26 protein-coding genes are annotated in these 20,429 nt (G+C 25.3%); 8 read left to right on the top strand and 18 right to left on the bottom strand.

From position 1 onward, the window contains the following. Nucleotides 1-134: 134 nt before the first annotated feature. Nucleotides 135-404: a hypothetical protein gene (locus ATCC9714_RS07255; RefSeq protein WP_021124368.1), complete on the bottom strand. Its 270-nt coding sequence runs from the start codon at nt 402-404 to the stop codon at nt 135-137. 279 nt (nt 405-683) lie between these two features. On the opposite strand from ATCC9714_RS07255, the gene ATCC9714_RS07250 reads away from it, so the two are divergent. Beyond that, on the top strand, nt 684-1,130 hold the full coding sequence (locus ATCC9714_RS07250; RefSeq protein WP_244465164.1) for a GNAT family N-acetyltransferase: 447 nt from the start codon (nt 684-686) through the stop codon (nt 1,128-1,130). 68 nt (nt 1,131-1,198) lie between these two features. Here the strand turns inward: ATCC9714_RS07250 and ATCC9714_RS07245 are convergent, their stop codons facing one another. From ATCC9714_RS07245 to ATCC9714_RS07190, 14 genes are all read right to left on the bottom strand, one after another. After that, nucleotides 1,199-2,212, bottom strand: coding sequence for a LacI family DNA-binding transcriptional regulator (locus tag ATCC9714_RS07245; RefSeq protein ID WP_057539370.1), 1,014 nt, complete (start codon nt 2,210-2,212; stop codon nt 1,199-1,201). A gap of 170 nt (nt 2,213-2,382) precedes the next feature. Beyond that, on the bottom strand, nt 2,383-3,549 hold the full coding sequence (locus ATCC9714_RS07240) for a S41 family peptidase (RefSeq protein ID WP_054630036.1): 1,167 nt from the start codon (nt 3,547-3,549) through the stop codon (nt 2,383-2,385). A 256-nt stretch (nt 3,550-3,805) separates the two neighbouring features. Beyond that, the gene (locus ATCC9714_RS07235; protein WP_057574281.1) at nt 3,806-4,699 is read right to left on the bottom strand and encodes a sensor histidine kinase; all 894 of its coding nucleotides are present in this window, start codon (nt 4,697-4,699) and stop codon (nt 3,806-3,808) included. Nucleotides 4,700-4,725: 26 nt separating this feature from the next. Then, nucleotides 4,726-5,415 (bottom strand): ABC transporter permease subunit, encoded by a 690-nt coding sequence (locus tag ATCC9714_RS07230; RefSeq protein ID WP_054630034.1) that lies wholly within the window; start codon nt 5,413-5,415, stop codon nt 4,726-4,728. Continuing rightward, nucleotides 5,408-6,331: an ABC transporter ATP-binding protein gene (locus ATCC9714_RS07225; RefSeq protein ID WP_054630033.1), complete on the bottom strand. Its 924-nt coding sequence runs from the start codon at nt 6,329-6,331 to the stop codon at nt 5,408-5,410. The genes ATCC9714_RS07230 and ATCC9714_RS07225 overlap by 8 nt, the downstream gene beginning before the upstream one ends. Nucleotides 6,332-6,413: 82 nt before the next feature. Continuing rightward, on the bottom strand, nt 6,414-7,076 hold the full coding sequence (locus tag ATCC9714_RS07220; protein WP_054630032.1) for a response regulator transcription factor: 663 nt from the start codon (nt 7,074-7,076) through the stop codon (nt 6,414-6,416). A 348-nt stretch (nt 7,077-7,424) separates the two neighbouring features. After that, on the bottom strand, nt 7,425-7,790 hold the full coding sequence (locus ATCC9714_RS07215; protein ID WP_021124354.1) for a zinc ribbon domain-containing protein: 366 nt from the start codon (nt 7,788-7,790) through the stop codon (nt 7,425-7,427). 182 nt (nt 7,791-7,972) lie between these two features. After that, nucleotides 7,973-8,161, bottom strand: a complete 189-nt coding sequence (locus ATCC9714_RS07210; RefSeq protein ID WP_021124353.1) for a hypothetical protein — start codon at nt 8,159-8,161, stop codon at nt 7,973-7,975. Nucleotides 8,162-8,477: 316 nt separating this feature from the next. Next, complete coding sequence (locus ATCC9714_RS17710; protein WP_021124352.1) at nt 8,478-8,612, bottom strand: hypothetical protein; 135 nt, start codon at nt 8,610-8,612, stop codon at nt 8,478-8,480. Nucleotides 8,613-8,714: 102 nt separating this feature from the next. Beyond that, a complete protein-coding gene (locus ATCC9714_RS07205) occupies nt 8,715-8,915 on the bottom strand; it encodes a cold-shock protein (RefSeq protein ID WP_021124347.1) in 201 nt (66 codons plus the stop codon). A gap of 794 nt (nt 8,916-9,709) precedes the next feature. Beyond that, the gene (locus ATCC9714_RS07200) at nt 9,710-10,219 is read right to left on the bottom strand and encodes a DUF3278 domain-containing protein (RefSeq protein ID WP_021124350.1); all 510 of its coding nucleotides are present in this window, start codon (nt 10,217-10,219) and stop codon (nt 9,710-9,712) included. A gap of 4 nt (nt 10,220-10,223) precedes the next feature. Next, a complete protein-coding gene (locus ATCC9714_RS07195; RefSeq protein ID WP_021129927.1) occupies nt 10,224-10,415 on the bottom strand; it encodes a helix-turn-helix transcriptional regulator in 192 nt (63 codons plus the stop codon). 350 nt (nt 10,416-10,765) lie between these two features. Beyond that, entirely contained in the window at nt 10,766-10,897 is a 132-nt protein-coding gene (locus tag ATCC9714_RS17705; protein ID WP_021124348.1) for a hypothetical protein, read from the bottom strand. Between the two features lie 102 nt (nt 10,898-10,999). Beyond that, a complete protein-coding gene (locus tag ATCC9714_RS07190) occupies nt 11,000-11,200 on the bottom strand; it encodes a cold-shock protein (RefSeq protein WP_021124347.1) in 201 nt (66 codons plus the stop codon). 302 nt (nt 11,201-11,502) lie between these two features. Between ATCC9714_RS07190 and ATCC9714_RS07185 the strand changes: the two genes are divergently transcribed. Further along, on the top strand, nt 11,503-11,817 hold the full coding sequence (locus ATCC9714_RS07185; protein ID WP_057544879.1) for a hypothetical protein: 315 nt from the start codon (nt 11,503-11,505) through the stop codon (nt 11,815-11,817). 188 nt (nt 11,818-12,005) lie between these two features. Here ATCC9714_RS07185 and ATCC9714_RS07180 read toward each other — a convergent pair whose 3' ends face one another. Further along, complete coding sequence (locus ATCC9714_RS07180; RefSeq protein WP_057544878.1) at nt 12,006-12,404, bottom strand: hypothetical protein; 399 nt, start codon at nt 12,402-12,404, stop codon at nt 12,006-12,008. Nucleotides 12,405-12,664: 260 nt separating this feature from the next. Between ATCC9714_RS07180 and ATCC9714_RS07175 the strand changes: the two genes are divergently transcribed. Then, a complete protein-coding gene (locus tag ATCC9714_RS07175) occupies nt 12,665-13,093 on the top strand; it encodes a GNAT family N-acetyltransferase (protein ID WP_021124344.1) in 429 nt (142 codons plus the stop codon). Nucleotides 13,094-13,233: 140 nt separating this feature from the next. Here ATCC9714_RS07175 and ATCC9714_RS07170 read toward each other — a convergent pair whose 3' ends face one another. Together ATCC9714_RS07170 and ATCC9714_RS07165 are read right to left on the bottom strand one after the other, a co-directional pair. Continuing rightward, on the bottom strand, nt 13,234-15,375 hold the full coding sequence (locus ATCC9714_RS07170; protein WP_057544877.1) for a leucine-rich repeat domain-containing protein: 2,142 nt from the start codon (nt 15,373-15,375) through the stop codon (nt 13,234-13,236). 315 nt (nt 15,376-15,690) lie between these two features. Then, nucleotides 15,691-16,860 (bottom strand): aminotransferase class V-fold PLP-dependent enzyme, encoded by a 1,170-nt coding sequence (locus ATCC9714_RS07165; protein ID WP_057544876.1) that lies wholly within the window; start codon nt 16,858-16,860, stop codon nt 15,691-15,693. 184 nt (nt 16,861-17,044) lie between these two features. Here ATCC9714_RS07165 and yedE point away from each other — a divergent pair, with 184 nt between their 5' ends. From yedE to ATCC9714_RS07140, 5 genes are all read left to right on the top strand, one after another. Beyond that, a complete protein-coding gene (yedE, locus tag ATCC9714_RS07160) occupies nt 17,045-18,133 on the top strand; it encodes a YedE family putative selenium transporter (RefSeq protein WP_057544875.1) in 1,089 nt (362 codons plus the stop codon). Beyond that, complete coding sequence (locus ATCC9714_RS07155; RefSeq protein ID WP_057544874.1) at nt 18,117-18,335, top strand: sulfurtransferase TusA family protein; 219 nt, start codon at nt 18,117-18,119, stop codon at nt 18,333-18,335. The genes yedE and ATCC9714_RS07155 overlap by 17 nt, the downstream gene beginning before the upstream one ends. Nucleotide 18,336: 1 nt before the next feature. After that, on the top strand, nt 18,337-18,576 hold the full coding sequence (locus ATCC9714_RS07150; RefSeq protein ID WP_021124336.1) for a DUF3343 domain-containing protein: 240 nt from the start codon (nt 18,337-18,339) through the stop codon (nt 18,574-18,576). Between the two features lie 545 nt (nt 18,577-19,121). Then, nucleotides 19,122-19,604, top strand: coding sequence for an RNA polymerase sigma factor (locus ATCC9714_RS07145; RefSeq protein ID WP_057544872.1), 483 nt, complete (start codon nt 19,122-19,124; stop codon nt 19,602-19,604). Beyond that, entirely contained in the window at nt 19,597-20,367 is a 771-nt protein-coding gene (locus ATCC9714_RS07140) for a hypothetical protein (protein WP_057544871.1), read from the top strand. Before ATCC9714_RS07145 ends, ATCC9714_RS07140 begins: the two co-directional genes overlap by 8 nt. Nucleotides 20,368-20,429 lie beyond the last annotated feature (62 nt).

The following is a 20,429-nucleotide window of genomic DNA, read 5'->3' as shown; positions in this document are numbered from 1 at the left end:
ATATTTCTTTCATATTTTTCATATTTATTACACATTATGCATATGAATTATATTAAAATAAAAAAATCCAATAGATATATCTATAGGATTTTTTATTCTATCTAATCTAAGAATTGAAATTTACATTTATAATTCTAACGATTTTCTTGAGTTTTAATTTTATAATCTATTAAAACACGTAAAACACCAAATAGAATAAGTAGATTAATAAACCTCTTTTCTGATATTACTTTTAATATTGCTAATAACCCCATTATTACGTAATAAAATCCATAAACTAAATTTATAAAAAATTTAATTTTATTATATTTTCCTATATATGTTTTATCATATCCTTCTTTTACTTGTGCAATCACAAGTAAAATTCCCAACACTATCATTGATACACTTAATATTGTTATCATCTTAATCCCCCATTTAAAATATACTACTACTTTGTTGTACTCTACACATTATAATTAAAGATATATGGATTCACAATTATTATATAATTTGAAATAGTGATACTTTTGATGTCATATAGATAAATAGAGATTTGATATTTTAATTATTTAAATAAATTAAACAGTGCATAATTATATTCGTTAATTATAATTACATAGGGGGATAACATGAAAATGATAGAATTAAAAACAAAACGATTAATTATTAAAAGCACCAAAAAAGAAGATACCGACTTTTGTTTGAATATATGGTTAGATGATGAAATGGGAAAATATCTATCAGACCCACCACGTGAAAAAGCAAATGATACTTATCTAAAATGGAAAGATAGTGTAGAAGTATATGATGGATGCTACTATTTTATTGCAATTTCTAAAGAAGGTGGAAATTATATTGGGACATATAGTGCTTTTCCAAGTGAAGATAAAACACATTGGGATTTAGGATATGCAATTCATAAAAAGTATTGGCGTCAAGGATATGCTACAGAAATGGTAAGAGCATTGTGCAGTTTCTGTATAGAAAATGGAGCAGAATATATAACTGCTGATGTCGCCAAATTAAATAATGGTTCAAATGCAGTATTAAGAAAACTTGGTTTTAAGATTGAAAAAGAGGGTACTTTTAAAAAGAGTGGAACTGATATTGTTTATGAAAATTATACTTACAGGCTTAATTTGCAATAAATAAATAATAAATTATTATAAGTAAAGTCCAGCAAATAATACTACTGGACTTTATTAATATTTAACATCTATTTCTTATCATTATTTATTAACTTTTCCGAACCTCTAAGTACAATACTTGGCTTTAATACTATATTTTGAGTAGTATATGGTTCTTCTTCTAAAATTTTCTTTGATAAAACTTCAAAAGCTATTCTTCCCATTTCACAAGTTTGTCTAGAAACAACACTAATATTTAGTCCTAGATATGTAAAAAACTCTAAATCATCAAATCCTAATAATGATATATCTTGTCCTATTTTCATTTCCATCTCATTTAATGCATTTATAGCCCCTAATGTCATCATATTATTACAACTAAAAATTGCAGTTACATCTTTATTGTTATTTACTATTTCTTTTGTAAGATTATACCCTGAATCAATCTGATAATCCCCTTCATGAATGTAGTCCTCATTTATTTCTAATCCATTTACCTTATGTGCTTGCTTATAGCCTTCTAATCTAAGCCCCGCAGTCTCATACTCTAAAGGTCCTGTTATTACAGCTATTTTTTTATGTCCCTCAGCTATTAGAGTATCTACACCATCAAAAGCTCCCTTTTTATTGTCACTAAATATTCCATCAAAATCACAAAATATTAAGTCTCTATCTATTAATATCACAGGAACACCTAAAGAATTTAGATTTTGGACATGTTCTTTAGTAGTTTCTCTATTTTTTATAGTTGTTGTAATTATTAGCCCACAAATGTTAAAGTCTTTTAATGCATCAATTATTTTCATTTCCTTTTCAATACTTTCACCGCTGTCAAATGAAAATACATTGTAGTTTAATTTATCTGCCTCTTCAGTTAATCCTTTAAGTACATCTGTAAAAAACATATTTGATAAATCTGGAAAAACTACTGCAATATTCTTTTCTTTTTCATATGTTTTGTCTTGTTTTTTTATTTCTTGTATTGTTTTTTTAATTAATTCCCTTGTTTCTTGTTTTACATATCCCGATTTATTTAGATACCTAGAAACAGTAGCTATAGATACCCCTGATTTACTAGCTATATCTTTTGTCTTTATATTCATATCATCTTTCCTCAATTCCTTAGCTTAATAATTTATATTTATTACTGGTGTATTGTTTGTTTTTACTATATTATATTATAAAGTTTGTATTTAGTAAAAATAAATATACATTTAAAAACACCTAATATAGATAGATTCTATTAGTAGGTGTTTTTATTATAATTTAAATTTTATTTTTCATTTTCAAGTTCTAAAACTTTATCAATATAAGGTTCTAGCCTTTTGGAATTATTTTCAATTTTTACATCAGGCGTAGTTTTTTCTTCTTCATTACATATACCACCGTCAGTTATATACATAGCTGATGACATTCTTACAATAAGACCACTGTTGTTTAATTTAAATAAAACTGGATCATACACATAACCATCTCCTCCAGTTTTAGTCCCCACTATTGTAGCAAAATTTTGTTCTTTACAAAATATAGAAAATGACTCTGCTCCTGAATATACAAAATCATCAACTAATAAATATATTTTCCCTTTAAATGGTATTTTGCTCTTTCCTTCAACTGTAAGTTTATTCTCTTCAAAGTGTGTAAACATGCTTGTTAATTCTTTTGGAGCCTTTTTAATTATATTTTTAGGCAGTTCATTAATATCATTAAGATTTACCTTTCTAGCCTTAGTGTAGTTATTTATAACATCTGAATTATTTCTAACTAAATTATATCCTCCACACTCAAACTTTTTATCTGAAAGTATTGATACTAACTTAGTCCAGTATTCATCAGTTCCTCCAGTGTTCCCCCTTATATTAATAACTAAAGCTTTATAATTTTGTCTATTTCTTAGGTAGGATTCAATTCTTTTCATATCATCATCAATAGATCCATTTGCTGAATTCATTTGAGGAATGTATATATAGCCTATTTTATCTTTTACTAAGTCTTTCATTTCTATATCTTTAAAACTTTCACTCATAGGTTTTCCTTTATCTTTGAAGGAATTATACATATTATTTACATTTTCATCATCAAAAAAGTCATACCATCCCAGTGGACCATAAACTTCTTTAAACATATCAAAATATGCCTTTTCAGTAATTACTTCAGTATGACCACTATTTAAATCTTGTAATATAGAGTTTAATTTTTCAGCGAAATCTTGGTCTGATGATGTTTTTTCTATCAAGTCTTGATAAGTTTCTTTATTAGCTAGCCAGTCTATATTATTTTGCCTTTTGTTAACTTCTAAAAAAGGATACCCATTTTTAATTTCATTGTATAGTTGTTCAAAGTCAGCTAGTTTATCTTCTTTTGATAAGTTGTTGGTGCTTGAACATCCAACTGTTGTTAAAATTATTAGTATAGAAATTATTAAAACCCTAAACCTCACAAAATCCCCCCATATATAGTTTTTTAGTTTATTAATCTTTAATTTAATTATAGCAGAACTTGAGATTTAATAAGGATTATATGATATTTTGTAATAGACTGTTTTAGATAATCATTTAATACATATTAATAAAAATAGCTAGACTTAAATTAATCTAAGTCTAGCTATTTTTATATAATTTAATTGTCAATATATTAAAATTATGAACTTTTAATATAAGAAACTACATATCCTAGTATTTCTGTATATGTACTTTTTATAATTCTTTGTCTAATTCAACAAAAGCTTTAAACATAATTGAAATACTTAAAATACCATCTTCTAAACTTATGTCCCTTACTTCGCCACCAATTTTTTTTAATAATAGTTTTACAATATATAATCCTAATCCACTACCACTACGGTTACGAGATTTATCTACAGTGTAAAATCTTTCAAATAAATGATCTAAATTCGATTCTTTTAATTCCAAAACACTATTTCTAATAGTAAATACTACTTCATTGTCAAATTCGTCAAGTTGTATTGAAATATATCCATTTGAGTATTTAATTGAATTAGATATTAAGTTTTGTATTATTCTTTTACAAGTAAGTTCTTCCCCATAAATTTTTATTTGCTTCTCTGGCAATCTATTGTCTATTTCAATTTCATTATTTTTTATCAAAGCATAATTAGAAATAACAATTTCCATAATTACTTGAACAATATCTATTGATGTAGTCTGTATTTTTAGACTACTATTATCAAATAAGGATATTTCATAAAAATTATTAATTAATAATTTTAACTCTTCAGATTTTCTTTCAATAATATTTATGTATTCTTTCTTTTCTTGTTCTGTACAATTATCTAAAAGAGTTATATAACCTCTAATTGATGCAAGTGGTGTTCTTAAATCGTGAGCTATATCAGAAATATCCTGTTTTAATCTCTCTTCTCTATTCATAATATCTATTTCAACCTGTTTTTGCTCTTGCACATTGTTATTTATAGTCGCAGCTAAATTTTCTATATCTTTATCATTTAGAGTGATATTAACTCTTTCTTTATTGTAAACTTGTTTTTCAATTTTTCTTAATTGTTTTTTTAATGATATAAAACGGATTAAAGTATATAACATAATTATAATTATTAAAATCTCTAGCATACTATAATCCATCCTTTCATAGAAATTTATTGTATATCCATTTTCTTAAAATTATAATTACAAATTAAATATAATAAACATGTAATAACTATAAAAAATAGACTAAAAATAATAGAAGTAAATCCTAGAGAAGTATCTTTACTCCCCATACTATAAGCAACTGTGTCCCAAGGCATTTGAGATAATGCAAATATAAGTCCAATTACACCAGCAGATAATGCCATTGCAATACTTGAGTTTCTTATAAGCATGCATATAAAAAATGGAATAGATACAATACACAAGTCAAAAAATATACCCATTGATATATATACTATTACAAAGTATATCTCTGATCCATTAAAGGATTGTCCCCATCCATAAAGTAGGCTATATAATCCACCCATAAATAAGTAATTTGTTATTAAAATAATTATACAGGCTACAATGTATGATATATATTTGCTTAGTAATACTTTGTTTCTTCTATGGCCTGCTGTTAATGTATGATTTATAGTTTTAGATACAAAATCTTTCCCAATATATGTAATAGCAAACAAAGTACATGCCATAAGCCCAAACATTTCACGACTTTGACTTGATAAAGATTCCTTTCCAGTTGATTCTCCACCATAATAAATAGTTATTGCACCTAGTACAAATAATCCGATTATACAAGTTAATAACTCCTTGCTATATTTTAATTTGTAAGTCTCTGCCTTTAAAAGATTATACATAAAGTTTACCTCCTATTAAATTTTTGAAGTATGACTCTAAGCATTCTCCTTTAATACTGATTTCTTCGACTAATATACTATTTAATACTAAGGTTTTATTTATTTGCGAACATTTATCAAAATTACCATATATCTTAATAATATCATCATCACATACAATAAAATCATTAATTCCTAAATCTTTCTCTAATATCATAGATGCAATTTTAATATCAGAAACCTTTATAAAAATATGTTTTTTACACCTATCATCTAAAATTTCTGCTGATATCTCTTCAACTATTTTTCCTTTATGCATAATCCCATAGCAAGTTGCTAGTTTATAAAGTTCGCTAAGAATATGACTTGATAATATTATTGTAATATTTTTTTCAATATTTAATTTTTTTAAAAGATTTCTTAACTCAGAAATTCCAGTAGGATCAAGCCCATTTAACGGTTCATCTAAAACCAAAATCTCTGGATCATTTAATAAAGCCACTGCTAAAGCTAATCTCTGTTTCATTCCTAATGAAAAGTTCTTAACTTTCTTTTTATCAGTATCATTTAGATTCACCATACTTAGGACTTTATCAATATCACTAGTTCCTGGTATTCCCTTTTCTATACGTATCACCTCAAGATTTTGTCTTGCCGTCATATCCATATATAATGCAGGGGTTTCAATTGTATATCCAATTTTTTTTTGCAATCTACATAACTTATTTTCACTAGTTTCCCCAAATAATTTAACATTACCTTCTGTTGGTTTTATAAGTTGTGCAATAATTTTAATTAACGTAGTTTTCCCAGCACCATTTTCTCCAATTAGTCCATAAATTTCACCTTTTTTAATATTAATATTTACTTTTTCAAGTGATACAGTATCTTTATATTTTTTTGACAAATTTACTGTTTGGCAAATAATCTCTGACATTTATATCATCTCCTTTGCCTTATATAGTAATATTTATTATTTAAATTTTTCTAAAGTTATTTCTAAAGAATATCTAAAGATTTTACTTTAACTTATATCCCATTCCCCAAACAGTTTCAATTAAATCAATATTAATCTTTTTCCTAATATTGCTTATATGAGTATTTATTGTATCATTATCATATGTATACATGTCTTCCCATACAGCTTCATAAAGATTTTTTTTAGAAAATACTTTATTTGGATATTTAATTAATAAATACAAAATTTCAAATTCCTTTGAAGTAAGTTTTATTAGCTCTTCCCCTACTAACACCTCTTTTAAGTCATAATTTAATGTTAGATTTTTGTAGTTATATATTATTGTTTGATTAAATGATTTTACATACCTTTTTAAATTTGTTTCAATTCTAGCTAAAAGTTCAGATAAATCAAAAGGTTTTACTACATAGTCATCTGCACCTATTTTTAATAAATCTACCTTCATTTGTATACTCTCTTTTGCAGATAAAATAATTACAGGAGCATTAGAAAATTTCCTAATTTCTCTTAATACTTCATCGCCACTTTTATATGGCAACATTATATCAAGAATAATTAAATCAGGATTCTTTTCTTTTGTAATCTTAACTCCATTTACTCCATCTCTTGCTATATACGTATCATAATTATTTTTAGAAATATAATCATTTAGCATATTAGATATTTCTATATCATCTTCTATAATTAAAATTTTATTATTCATACTCCCCACCTCTAAATTCTATAACTCATATTTCACATTATATAACAATTATAAAATGTTTATATTATATTTTATTAAATTATTTACTAACTAAAAAATAATTTTACTAATAACTTCATGATTTTAAACTAATTCAATATATATCTCTCTAATAGAGTTTATAGTAATACAAGTCAAATGATTAGCTATTCGTTAGATATTATATTAAAAAGGTGTTCTATATCTCTTAAACCTTCATAACTAATACCTATATTGTAACTATTTTATACAGTAAATCACACAACAATCTACCATATACTTATAATAAAAAAAGCTAGTCAAGTTGACTAGCCCTATATATGTATTTAATTATAGTTTGTTTGAACATTTTGGACAGTATGTAAAGTCTTCTGTAGTTTGATATCCACATACAGAGCATACTTTTACACTATTTTCACTACATCCAAAATCTAGATTTTCTGTATCAATATTTACTGGTTGTCCTTTTTCAATTTTTTTACCGATTTCTTCATCTATTTTAGCTATTTTATTACAACAAGTGGTTTTTACATAGTATTCTTTATTCCATTTTGCAATAGGTATAAAGAAAAACATAAAGTACCAATAGGTCATGTAAACTTCTAGGTTTGAATATTTACCACAACATTTACATATGTTTAGTTGTTTATAATCTAGCTTTTTTTGATTTTGGCTAACTCCCATTATGAAAAACACTATTTTTCCTCCTACTTTTCTAAAGCTTTATATAACTTATATTTACTAGTTATTTATTTTATATTAATTAAAAATCTTAATTGTTTTAAATTTGCCATTCATAGATTAATTATACCAAATTTCACTATATTTATAGTATATAAAAACTTCCTATAAATTTTGTATTATCTGATAAACCTATATTACTTTACCTCTTTAAATACTAATTTGCTCATATTAGCCACTAATATAGATGACATAATTAAAACAAATACTGATAGTCCTCGAATATATAAATTATCTACATAATAACCTACTATCCCAATCCCACCTACCATCGTAATTAAACTCATTATTAAAGCTAAAGTACTAATTACTTTAAAATTCTTCATCCTTAATCCCCCTATAATTTATATTTGTCAGATTATATTCCAATACCCATTTCAAATTTTATAACGATTTAAAATCTTGATTATATTATACATAATATTTAATTATTTCCAAATCACAAAATAGTTTCATAAATCTTTAAATAAAGTACCTTATTTTAAGAAGTAATAAAAGTAATGCCCTTAAAATCTATTAATAAATTTTAAGGGCATTACTACTATTTATGTCAAATAAGTTATTAGATAATGTTATCTTTAGAACTTTTGAATATTTTCTTTTGCTTAAAATCAAAATGATCTTAACTTAAATAATAAAAATTTATTTAAGATTTTTTATTATCTTAGTTATCTTTTTTTCAACAGAGCACATTGATTTATATCCAACATATAAAATCCCTACTAAAATAAAAGGATTTAATATTTGAAAAAATAATTTATGCGTAATACTAATCATAAAATTCACCACCTGCTATATTACATAATATGCAATATAAATGTTTTGTTTCTAAATAAAAAAAGACACAATTTGTGTCTTTTGAATTAACATGAATATATATTATAATATAGTTATGTTTTCTGCTTGAGGTCCTCTAGCACCTTTAACTATATTAAAGCTTACTTTTTGACCTTCTTCTAATGATTTAAACCCATCAGTTTGTATAGCTGAGAAATGAGCGAATACGTCTTCTCCTCCATCTACTGTTATGAAACCAAATCCTTTTTCATTGTTAAACCATTTTACTATTCCATTATTCATTAAATGTACTCCTATTAACCTATATCAAGATTTTATCTTGATTTACTTTTGTATCTCTACAAATATTATTATATCATATATTTTTAATATTAGCTATAGTTTTTTATTTATTTCTTTATTAATAATAATTTATCCTCTTAATCACTTTTTTCTAATACTTAAAACCACCTTATTAAAAATTATATTTCATTCCCTAATAATTAAATCTTAGTCCAAGTTTAATATTTATCCCTATTTAAATGTTAAACTCATTTTTAATATTTAAATATACAATAAATTTTATCTAAAGGAGAATTTCATGAATTTTTTTGCTTTTATATTTTTTACTTATGGACTATTTTGTATAATCTTAGCTCTATTACAAATAAGATACTTTTATAAAAATAAACCAGATAAAAAATTTATAAATTTTAAACAATATACAAAATCTATGGTTTCCTTACTTTTAACAGTAAGTATTTTATCTATTTTATTAAGCTTAATAATGTTTTTCAAATCACTACCTATAACTATTGCTAACTTATGTTTTTCGTTAATTTTATCTTTTTACATATTTACTCTTAATAAACTTAATAAAAAATATGTCATCCCTAAACAAAAAAACTAAAAAAATAACGAGGAAAGAGTTTTAGGTTATATAGCAATCTGATGAAACGTTAAAGCCTGCACCTTAGGCTTTCAGTGAAGGAAGATGCTATATAACCTCAAACTCCCCCACAAAGCAAACTAAAAAAGCACTAACCTAAAGTTTTAAACGCCTTAAATTAGTACTCTTAACAATAATTAAATATATCTTAATCTTCTAATTTCTTTAACTTTCCTTTTGCAAAAATATAACAAAGTACTCCAAATAAAATACCACCACAAATAAATATCATTATTTGAGTAAAATCCATATTTATTGGATCTCCCCATAAAGTTGGGAAAATATATCCCATTGCAACAACCATCCACAAAGTCCACTGTATAGCCCCTATTATAGTTTTATTTCTTAAAATCTTTACTTGTTCCTTATAATCCATATCATCATCAAATTCAGTTACATCTACTCCAGATTTTCTCATTTTACTTAAAACATAATAACAATTAAACTGTTGAATAAAAAACAAAGCAAAAGTTCCAAAGGTAAACTTATGATTAATAGAATCAAAAATAAGACTAATTACCATACAAATTGTAAGTAAGTAAAAAGTGTATAAATTTGCAGTTGTAAGTGTTTCATTAATTACACCTTGTTGATACTCATCCCTTGGTTGTTCATATCCTATGTAATGTTTTAAAAGTTTTGTCTCTAGCTTATTCATACTTTTACTCATCCTCCCAAAATAGTGTATTCAAGTCAGTTCCCAAAGCTTTTGCAATCCTAATGCATAAATCCAAAGATGGATTATACTTTTGATTCTCAATTAAATTTATAGTTTGTCTTGCAACCCCTACTTTTTTTGCCAGTTCTAACTGAGACATCTTCGCTAAAGTTCTATACTCTTTTACTTTATTCATAAAAAATCACCTCTACAATAAAAGTCATATATATATGACTTATTTCTATAATACTCTATATAAATTTTAGTGTCAATTATATATGACATTTATAAAAATTCATTTAACCAAATTAATATAAGATTTATTGAAAACGCTGATAAACTTAAGATTATAATTTTAGAAAGTAAAAAATTGCCGTTTATGTACTTTAAATAAAAGTAATGCCCTTAAAATCTAAATTAATAGATTCCAAGGGCATTACTTTTATCTATATTTAATAAGTTTTAGATAATATTATCTTTAAAACTTTTGAAAATTTTCTTTTGATTAAAATCAAAATGATCTTAACTTAAATAATAAAAAATTTATTAAAAATTCTTTATTATCTTAGTTATCTTTTTTTCAACAGAGCATATTGATTTATACCCAACAAATAAAATTCCTCCTAAAATAAAAGGATTTAATATTTGAAAAAATAATTTATGTGTAATACTAATCATTAAATTCACCACCTACTAGATTATATATTGTATAATCTAAACGTTTTGTTTCTTAAATAAAAAAAGACACAAATGTGTCTTTTGAATTAACATGAATATATATTATAATATAGTTATGTTTTCTGCTTGAGGTCCTCTAGCACCTTTAACTATATTAAAGCTTACTTTTTGACCTTCTTCTAATGATTTAAACCCATCAGTTTGTATAGCTGAGAAATGAGCGAATACGTCTTCTCCTCCATCTACTGTTATGAAACCAAATCCTTTTTCATTGTTAAACCATTTTACTATTCCATTATTCATTAAATGTACTCCTATTAACCTATATCAAGATTTTATCTTGATTTACTTTTGTATCTCTACAAATATTATTATATCATATATTTTTGATATTAGCTATAGTTTTTTATTTATTTCTTTATTAATAATAATTTACCATCTTAATCACTTTTTTTCCAATACTTATAACTTTCCCTTATACAAAGTCATATTTTAGTCTATAATATCTAAACCTTAGTCCAAGTTTCACACTTCTCCCTCTTTAAATGTTAAACTCATTTTTTAATATTTAAATATACAATAAATTTTATCTAAAGGAGAATTTTATGAAGTTTTTTGCTTTTATATTTTTTACTTATGGAATATTTTGTATAATCTTAGCTCTATTACAAATAAGATACTTTTATAAAAATAAATCAGATAAAAAATTTATAGATTTTAAACAATATACAAAATCTAGGGTTTCTTTACTTTTAACAGTAAGTATTTTATCTATTTTATTAAGCTTAATAATGCTTTTCAAATCACTACCTATAACTATTGTTAACCCCTGTTTTTCATTGATTTTAGCTTTTTACATATTTACTCTTAATAGACTTAATAAAAAATATGGTATCCCTAAACAAAAACTAAAAAAATAACGGTGAAAGAGTTTGAAATTATATAGCAATCTGACGAAACGTTAAAGCCTGCACTTTAGGCTTTCAGTGAAGGAAGATGCTATATAATCTCAAACTCCCCCACAAAGTATTCTAAAAAGGCACTAACCTAAAGCATAAAACCTTTCAAATTAGTACTTTTTATCAATAAATTAAATATATTATTATTTTTAATCAATTCTATATTCACCTATTACTGTTTTACCATCTTTTTCATAAACCGGAATTAACCTAGACCCTTCTTTTTCTCTTTTTTCCATATAAGCAATTGCTTCTTCAGGATTATTTGGCTGGTTTTCTTCATCATATAAATCAGCTTTTTTTACAAATCCCTCAACATCATTTACCCCAATAACTGCCATAAGGTCTGGTTCTTCATATTCACCCTCCCCCTTATCAATGTAAGTTCCATAAGTTTCTCCATTATCATTAGTTTTAAAGTAACCTCTAATAGTATCAATAGTTTTAGATATTTTACCATTATCATCCGCTGAACTACTAGTGATTATTCCATATCCTGAAACCAAAACTGACACTGCTAATCCCATTACACAAAATTTCAATTTCATTCAAATCCCCCCCTTTCCTATTTGTTTATATTATACGAAATATTCAATCATTTTCCAATTGTAAAATAGTTTCATTAATTCGAAATACAATGCCTTATTTTAAGTTATATAAATAAAAGTTTATTTATTATGTACATAACTAATTTTATTATCTAAATTATCACTTGTATCTTATCTAGATAATAATTAATAAGCTCTAAATCTGCTACAATTAAATTATCAATTATTCCATATCTTAAACTATTTTAGGGGGTGATAACATGAGTATATTAAGAAAAATGTCTAGCATTGAATTTGAAAACTACATAGATAATGCAGTAAAGTCTTATGCTAAAGAAAAGATTGAATCTGGAAATTGGACTGAAGATGATAAACTACTTCCTAATGGAGTAAACTCAAATAACAATTATTTATTTTCCATATTAAATGAAATTGATAAGGTTATTGGCATGATTTGGCTTAATGTAAAGGAAAATAATTTAGGCTTTATATATGACTTAAATATATACAAAGAATATCAAGGCAAAGGTTATGGATTAAAAGCAATGGAGGAAATTGAAAATATTGCAAGGTCATTGAAATTAGAAAAGATAGAACTTCATGTGTTTGGACATAATACAAAAGCTATAAATTTATATGAAAAGTTAAATTACAAAAAAACTAATATAATAATGAATAAGAAACTTTAATAATTCTATAAATATAAGAATTCTAAAAAAGCAAATGAAGAAAGTAAGTAAAATTGAATTTTAATTTATTAATAAAGGACTATGAATTTTAATTCATAGCCCTTTATATACATACTCTAATTTTACTTTTTAATAAATATTTATATCTCATTTACCTCTACTTTAGATATATCTTTAACTCCATCTTGAGTTATATCAAAAGTCATTTTTAAACTATACATACCATATTCTAATACTGCAGTAAATTTAGTATTAGTTTTTTTAGAACTAGTATTTTTACCTACTGTTAATTCCAGTTCATTAGTAAATTTATTATATCTAAGAGATATATTTTTATTTTCATCTTTATTAGATATTGCTGGAAGTCCTTCAGTTATTTCATAAGTTTTATAAATTTTTTCAATATATTTATCAGCTCCAGTAACTCGACATTTCATTTTATAAACAATTCCTTCACTTGGAGCTTCTACCTTAATATCTTCTTTAAGCATTTGTCCATACATATTAAAGAACTTATCTCCTGACCAATCTTCAAAAGAATCAGTAGCTAAAGCTTGTATATAACTTAAATCAGTTACATAATTGTTATTACAACTAAAAGTACTTAACTTTTTAAGATTTCTTACAAAACTAAGGTCATCAACAAAATCATCATCAATACTTAAAAACTCTAGATTTGTAAGACTTCCTAAATCTTCAAAAGTTACTCTAGCGCTACGTCTATTACAATAGTGCATATCAATAAAGTTTATTTTGTTAAGTTTAGAAATAGGTTCTAAATTAACTATTCCTTTATTGTTATATATATCTAAGTGTTCTAAATTTTTAAGGTTTTTTAATGGCGTTAAATCACTTATTTCATTTCTAAATACTTCTAAAAACTCTAAGTTTGTTAAATCTTTTATTGGAGTTAAATCAGTTATACTGTTCATACTTACTTTAAGAGTCTTAAGATTTTTAGCATACTCTAATCCTTCTAAGCTTTTAATACCTCTTCTTGGTTCTCCTTTTTCATCTGTGTATAATGCTAAAAACCCACTATCAATTTTAGTTATGTTTTCCATATCCTTTGCTGTAATTTTATCTTGAGAATTTTCATCTCTTCCTAAAGCCTTGTTAACAGCTTTTCTTAAATATTCATCATTTATATTAACTAATTCTTCATCTGGCTTGTTAACTTCATCTTTTGTCTTTTCATCTTCTTTTACTTCATTATCTGTATCTAGTTTATTGCCTTCGTCTTTTGTTTTTTCATCTTCTTTTACTTCTTTATCTTTATCTGGTTTGTTAACTTCATCTTTTGTTTTCTCATCTTCTTTTACTTCTTTATCTGTATCTGGTTTATTGCCTTCGTCTTTTGTCTTTTCGTCTTCTTTTACTTCTTTATCTGTATCTGGCTTATTAACTTCATCTTTTGTCTTTTCGTCTTCTTTTACTTCATTATCTGTATCTGGCTTATTAACTTCGTCTTTTGTTTTCTCATCTTCTTTTACTTCGTTATCTGTATCTGGTTTATTGCCTTCGTCTTTTGTTTTTTCATCTTCTTTTACTTCGTTATCTGTATCTGGTTTATTGCCTTCGTCTTTTGTTTTTTCATCTTCTTTTACTTCATTATCTGTATCTGGTTTATTGCCTTCGTCTTTTGTTTTTTCATCTTCTTTTACTTCATTGTCTGTATCTGGTTTGTTAACTTCATCTTTTGTTTTATCCTCTTTTCTTACTTGGTTGTCTATATCAGGTTTAGTATCTTCACCTTTTATTTTTTCAACTTCTCTCACTTCATTATCTTCTTTAGGCTTGTTATCTTCTTTTTTGACTATATTGTTTTCTTTTGCTTGATTATCTGCCTTATGTCTAATGTCCTCTTTTTTAATTTTATTGTCTTTTTTTACTTCCTTTTCTTCAATAAACTTGGTATCTTCACTTTTGATTTTATTGTATTTTTTATTGGCATTATGTACTTCATAACTATTTTTTGAAACTTCCTTTTTAGATACAATCCTATTTCCATCTGATTTGTTATTTACAGTTTTCTTATCTTGATTACTTAATATATCATCATTTAAGTAATCTTTTGTTGAAATTTCCTTTATAGTTTCATTGCTATGTTTTTTGGAAGTTAAGGTATCTGGAGCTTTTTTATTAGCTTTAACTACTTTCTTTTCATTAGTGCTAACACTACTATCTTGATTCTTATTTTTAGCTAAATTACAGCCTGTTAATAGCATAGAACTTAAAACTAATGATATTACCAAACTACAACTTTTTTTTAAAAATTTCATTTTTATCCCCCTTGTGTGATAACTCATTCTGTCAACTTTTATAACTAAAATCACAGTTTAACCTATCTGTTTCTAATTAACAGAATTTCATTTTAATAGAATCGTCTTAATTGGTAAAATTCTCCTTTTACTAGGATAGATATTATCATATGTTTATTTTTAATTCCAAAAGTTATTTTCTATATCAACAATTAAACCTATAAATAAAATCTATAGTTGTCTTTTTTATATCCTTTGATAATTTATATAAATACAAATATAACTGAGAATTAATTTTTAATAAATCACTCCCAGTTATATTTTCTAAACGTTAAATTATAGATTCTTACAATTATTTTTATTTAATATTTTCTTTATACAATCAATAACATAATCAACTTCTTTTTCACTGTTAAAATACCCAAAACTAAACCTAACTGTGCCATCAGGAAATGTTTTTAATGTTTTGTGGGCAGAAGGAGCACAATGAAGTCCACTTCTAGTTGATATATTATATTTTTTATCAAGTTCATGGCAAACTACACCATTATCAAGTTCCTTAAAATCAAGAGAAACCACACTAGTTCTATTATCAATATCCATTTTTCCAACTATTAAACTTTCATCAATAGCTTTTATTTCATCTATAAATTGTTTTGTAAGTTTCATTTCTTTTTTATGTATATTAGAAATCCCAATCTCTTTTATATATTTTAAAGCTCTATTAAGTCCATAAATTCCAATTATATTTAAAGTCCCACTTTCATACTTATCAGGCATATAATTTGGCTGAGTTTCATCTTCAGATAAACTACCAGTTCCACCTTGTATTAATGAATCAACTTTTGATACCAATTCATCTTTTATCAAGAATCCACCTATACCTTGAGGCCCTAGTAATCCTTTATGGCCTGTAAAACAAAGTATATCTATATTACATTCTTTCATGTCTATATCAATCACTCCACTAGTTTGAGCAGTGTCTAATATAAATATCTTATTATGCTTTTTACACAAAGCCCCTATTTCTTTTATAGGCAAAATAGTTCCACATACATTTGATGCATGATTTATAATTATAGCTTTGGTATTATCTTTAATTGCATTTTCCACATCTTCTAAATTAATTTCTCCTAAATTATTACACATAACCCTTGTAAAAGTTACATTTTTATCTTTTAAAAAATTTAAAGGTCTCATAACTGCATTATGTTCCATAGAGGAAACTACAACATGATCATTTTCTTTTAGTAATCCCTTAATAACTACATTTAAACTATTAGTAATATTAGGTGTGAAAACAACGTTTTCAGCTTTATCAAAATTAAATAACTCACATATTAATTCTCTTGTTTCATAAACAATATTTTCAGCTTCATAAGAAGTTGAATATGCCCCTCTATTTACATTACACCCTATATTATTTATATAATCTGAAATTACCTCTGCCATTAAAGGCGCTTTTGGATATGATGTTGCTCCATTGTCACAATATACTCTACTCAATTTTTGTCCTCCTATAAAAAATTATACTAAGTTTAATATAGCATTTACTTGAATTAATCTTTAATTGTTTTTTTCTATAGGTCATACCACTTCTATCAAATTTATATATACTCCAGTTTTTGACAAAATTTGACAATTTCTAATGTTATACTCTAATGGAAAATTTATCCAAGGGGGTTTTATTATGAAAGAAAAAAGAAATATAATTATTGGAGGTGCTCTAATCGGATTTATTTCGGTAATATCTGTATTTTTAGGAAATCCAAAGAATATGGGTATATGTATAGCGTGCTTCATAAGAGATATTGCAGGTTCTCTTGGTCTTCATAATGCTTCAGTAGTTCAATATATCAGGCCTGAAATAATTGGAATAGTTTTAGGGTCATTTATCTTATCATTATCAAGTCGTGAATTTAAATCTCGTGGTGGTTCATCAATATTTATAAGATTTTGCTTAGGCTTTATGATAATGGTAGGTGCTTTAATGTTTTTAGGTTGCCCTACTAGAATGGTACTTAGATTAGCTGGCGGAGATTTAAATGCTATATTTGGTATAGTTGGTTTTGTTGCTGGTATAGGTATTGGAATCTTTTGTCTACAAAAAGGCTTCTCTCTTAAAAGAAATTACAAACAAACCAAACTTGAAGGTTTCTTATTTCCTGCAATAAATGTTATATTGCTTGTCTTATTAATATCATCATCTTCTTTACTATTATTTTCAATAAAAGGACCAGGTTCTCAACACGCTCCAGTAATAGTTGCTTTAGCAGTAGGACTTGTAGTTGGGGTTGTATGCCAAAAAACTAGATTATGTATGGTTGGTGGATTTAGAGATTTATTTTTATTTAAAGATTCTTATCTTTTATTAGGATTTTTAGCTATGCTTGTAGCTGCATTTGTTGGAAACTTAATATTTGGATTTTTCAAACCAAGTTTTGTAAATCAACCAGTAGCTCATACAAATGGTTTATGGAACTTTTTAGGTATGGTAGTAGCAGGATGGGGTTCTGTATTATTAGGTGGATGCCCTATGAGACAGTTAGTTTTATCTGGTGAAGGTAATATCGACTCTGTAATAACAATATTAGGTATGCTTATAGGTGCTGCTTTCTGTCATAACTTTAAGTTAGCTTCTTCTCCAAAAGGCCCTACTCCAAATGGCCAAATAGCAGTTATTATCTGCTTTGTAATATTAGGTTTCATATCATATTATAGTTGTAAATCTGAAAAAACTAATAAAAATAAAATAAAAGGAGATGTTAATTTTGGTTAAAAAAATAGATGCTAGAGGATTTTCATGTCCTCAACCTGTTCTTATGTCTAAAAAAGGGCTAGAAGAAAGCCCAGATGGTATAGAGGTTTTAGTTGATAATCATGCTGCATGTCAAAACATTAAGAGATTTATGGAAAATTCAGGATATGAAGTTTACATAAAAGAAATTGATGATGAATTCATAATAGGATGTGGTAAGTAGTATGAATTATTTTGCTACATTTTTTACTCACTCTGGTGCTATAAAATTTTCTAGGTTTTTAACTAAAGTCAAAATAGTAAATGAGTCTTGTCCTGTTCCTCGAAAACTAAGTTCTAATTGTGGTATTGGTGTTAGTTTTTCTTATACAGGGGATATAGATGAACTTTATATTGATGATATAGAAAAAATTTATTTTATAGATAATGATAAATATTGTTTATACAAAGATTTCGATAATTAATTATAAGTTAGTGCCCTTAGAATTTAAACAAATAAATTCTAAGGGCATTTTTATTATCTTTAGATATGTTTTTTAACTAATTTAATTAGTTTTTATTTTTAAATTTTGTTCTTCAATTTCTATTTCTCTCTTATCAAGCCTTTCAAATAATATATAAATATCGCATGATAAATTATATTCTATATCTTCTATTTCACCCCATTTTTCATAACTAATATATATAATTCTTAAATTATCAGAAAATTCATGATATTATAAAGTTAATATAGTATTTATAATATCTTTTAATACCAATCATTTTAGAGTTTTATTTTAATTTCTAATTAACTAATAGATTTAAAATTCAAATAAATAGATTTTAAATGTATTTTTGCTATTAATCTTTAAATATTAATATACGAATACAAAACTACTAGTTCAACTCAAAATTATATTAATCTTATAAAAAAATTAAAAATAAAATGAACCTTTTACCCAGTAAAAATATCTAATTTAATGAAAGCAAATAGTAGCGCTACAATTTGTTAAGAAAGGTAGGAAATTAGTTGGATAGAAAAACATTTATAACCAAGGTTCTTGAATGTGAAAAAACTCTATACAATGTGTCAAAATCAATACTAATAAATGATGCAGATTGTGAGGATGCCGTTCAAGAAGCTATTTTAAAAGCCTTTAATAAATTACATACATTAAAAAATGAAGAATACTTTAAAACATGGTTAATTAGAATTTTAATGAATGAATGTTACAGGCTAAAGTCAAAGAAAAAAATAAGCATTCCTTATGAGGATTGTATCAATGACTTAAAATCAGAAAATGAAAAAGACTATAGTGAACTTTATATAGCAATAAAAAATTTACCTAAACGCATTAGTATAACTATGGTTCTTTACTATGTAGAAGGATATTCTATAGAAGAAATTAAACGAATTTTAAAAATACCATCTGGTACTGTTAAAAGCAGATTATCAAAAGGAAGAAAATTATTAAAAACAAATTTAGAAAATATGGAGGCACTTTATGAATAAAAAGGATTTAAATAGTGCATTTTTAGATCCCCCAGAAAGTTTTAAAAATATAGTTCGTACTACATTAAATAATTTACCTGAAAAAGGAGATGTTTATTATATGAAACCTAGAAAGTTATATAAAAGTTCATCGTTTATGAAAAAATCTGTGGCTGTAATAGCAGCTACATTTATATTAACTACATCAGCTTTTGCAATCGGTAAGATAACCTCTTTACTAGAGGTAACCAGTAATATACCTACTTACACAACTATTCCAAGCAATGAAAAAATAAGTTCCGATTTAGGATTTAATCCAAATTTAGTTGAAAAGTTTAAGAATGGATATGAATTTAAAGGCGGATATATTTCAAAAACAGAAGGTCTAGATGAAAATAATGAAGTCGCTGGAACATCAAAAGGTGTTAGTTTTAAATATACAAAAAATAAAGATACATTAATGCTTTTTATGAAAGGTAAAATGTTAGGAGAAAGCGATAAAAATAAAGAGTTGTTAGAAAATTACAAAAATATTAATTTATATTATTCTTCTTATACAAATAAGCTTGTCCCTGCTGATTATAAAATGACAGCTCAAGATAAATTAGATGAGCAATCTGGAAAATTTGTATTTAGCTATGGTTCATCAAAAATTGAAACTCAAAAACAAACTTTTTTAAATTGGAAAGACGGAGAAGTTTATTATTCATTCCTAGCAACAGATTCTGATTTAACTAAAGATGAATTAGTGAACATGGCTAAAGAAATAATAGATTCTAAATAAAAAATACTTTTTAAGTAAATTATTACTCTTAATTATCTATTTTTCATGAAATTAATGACCTT

This window comes from Paraclostridium sordellii, assembly GCF_000953675.1.
GTDB lineage: Bacteria > Bacillota > Clostridia > Peptostreptococcales > Peptostreptococcaceae > Paraclostridium > Paraclostridium sordellii.
The sequence above is the reverse complement of the archived record's forward strand: the minus strand, read 5'-3'. Positions and strand labels throughout refer to the sequence as shown.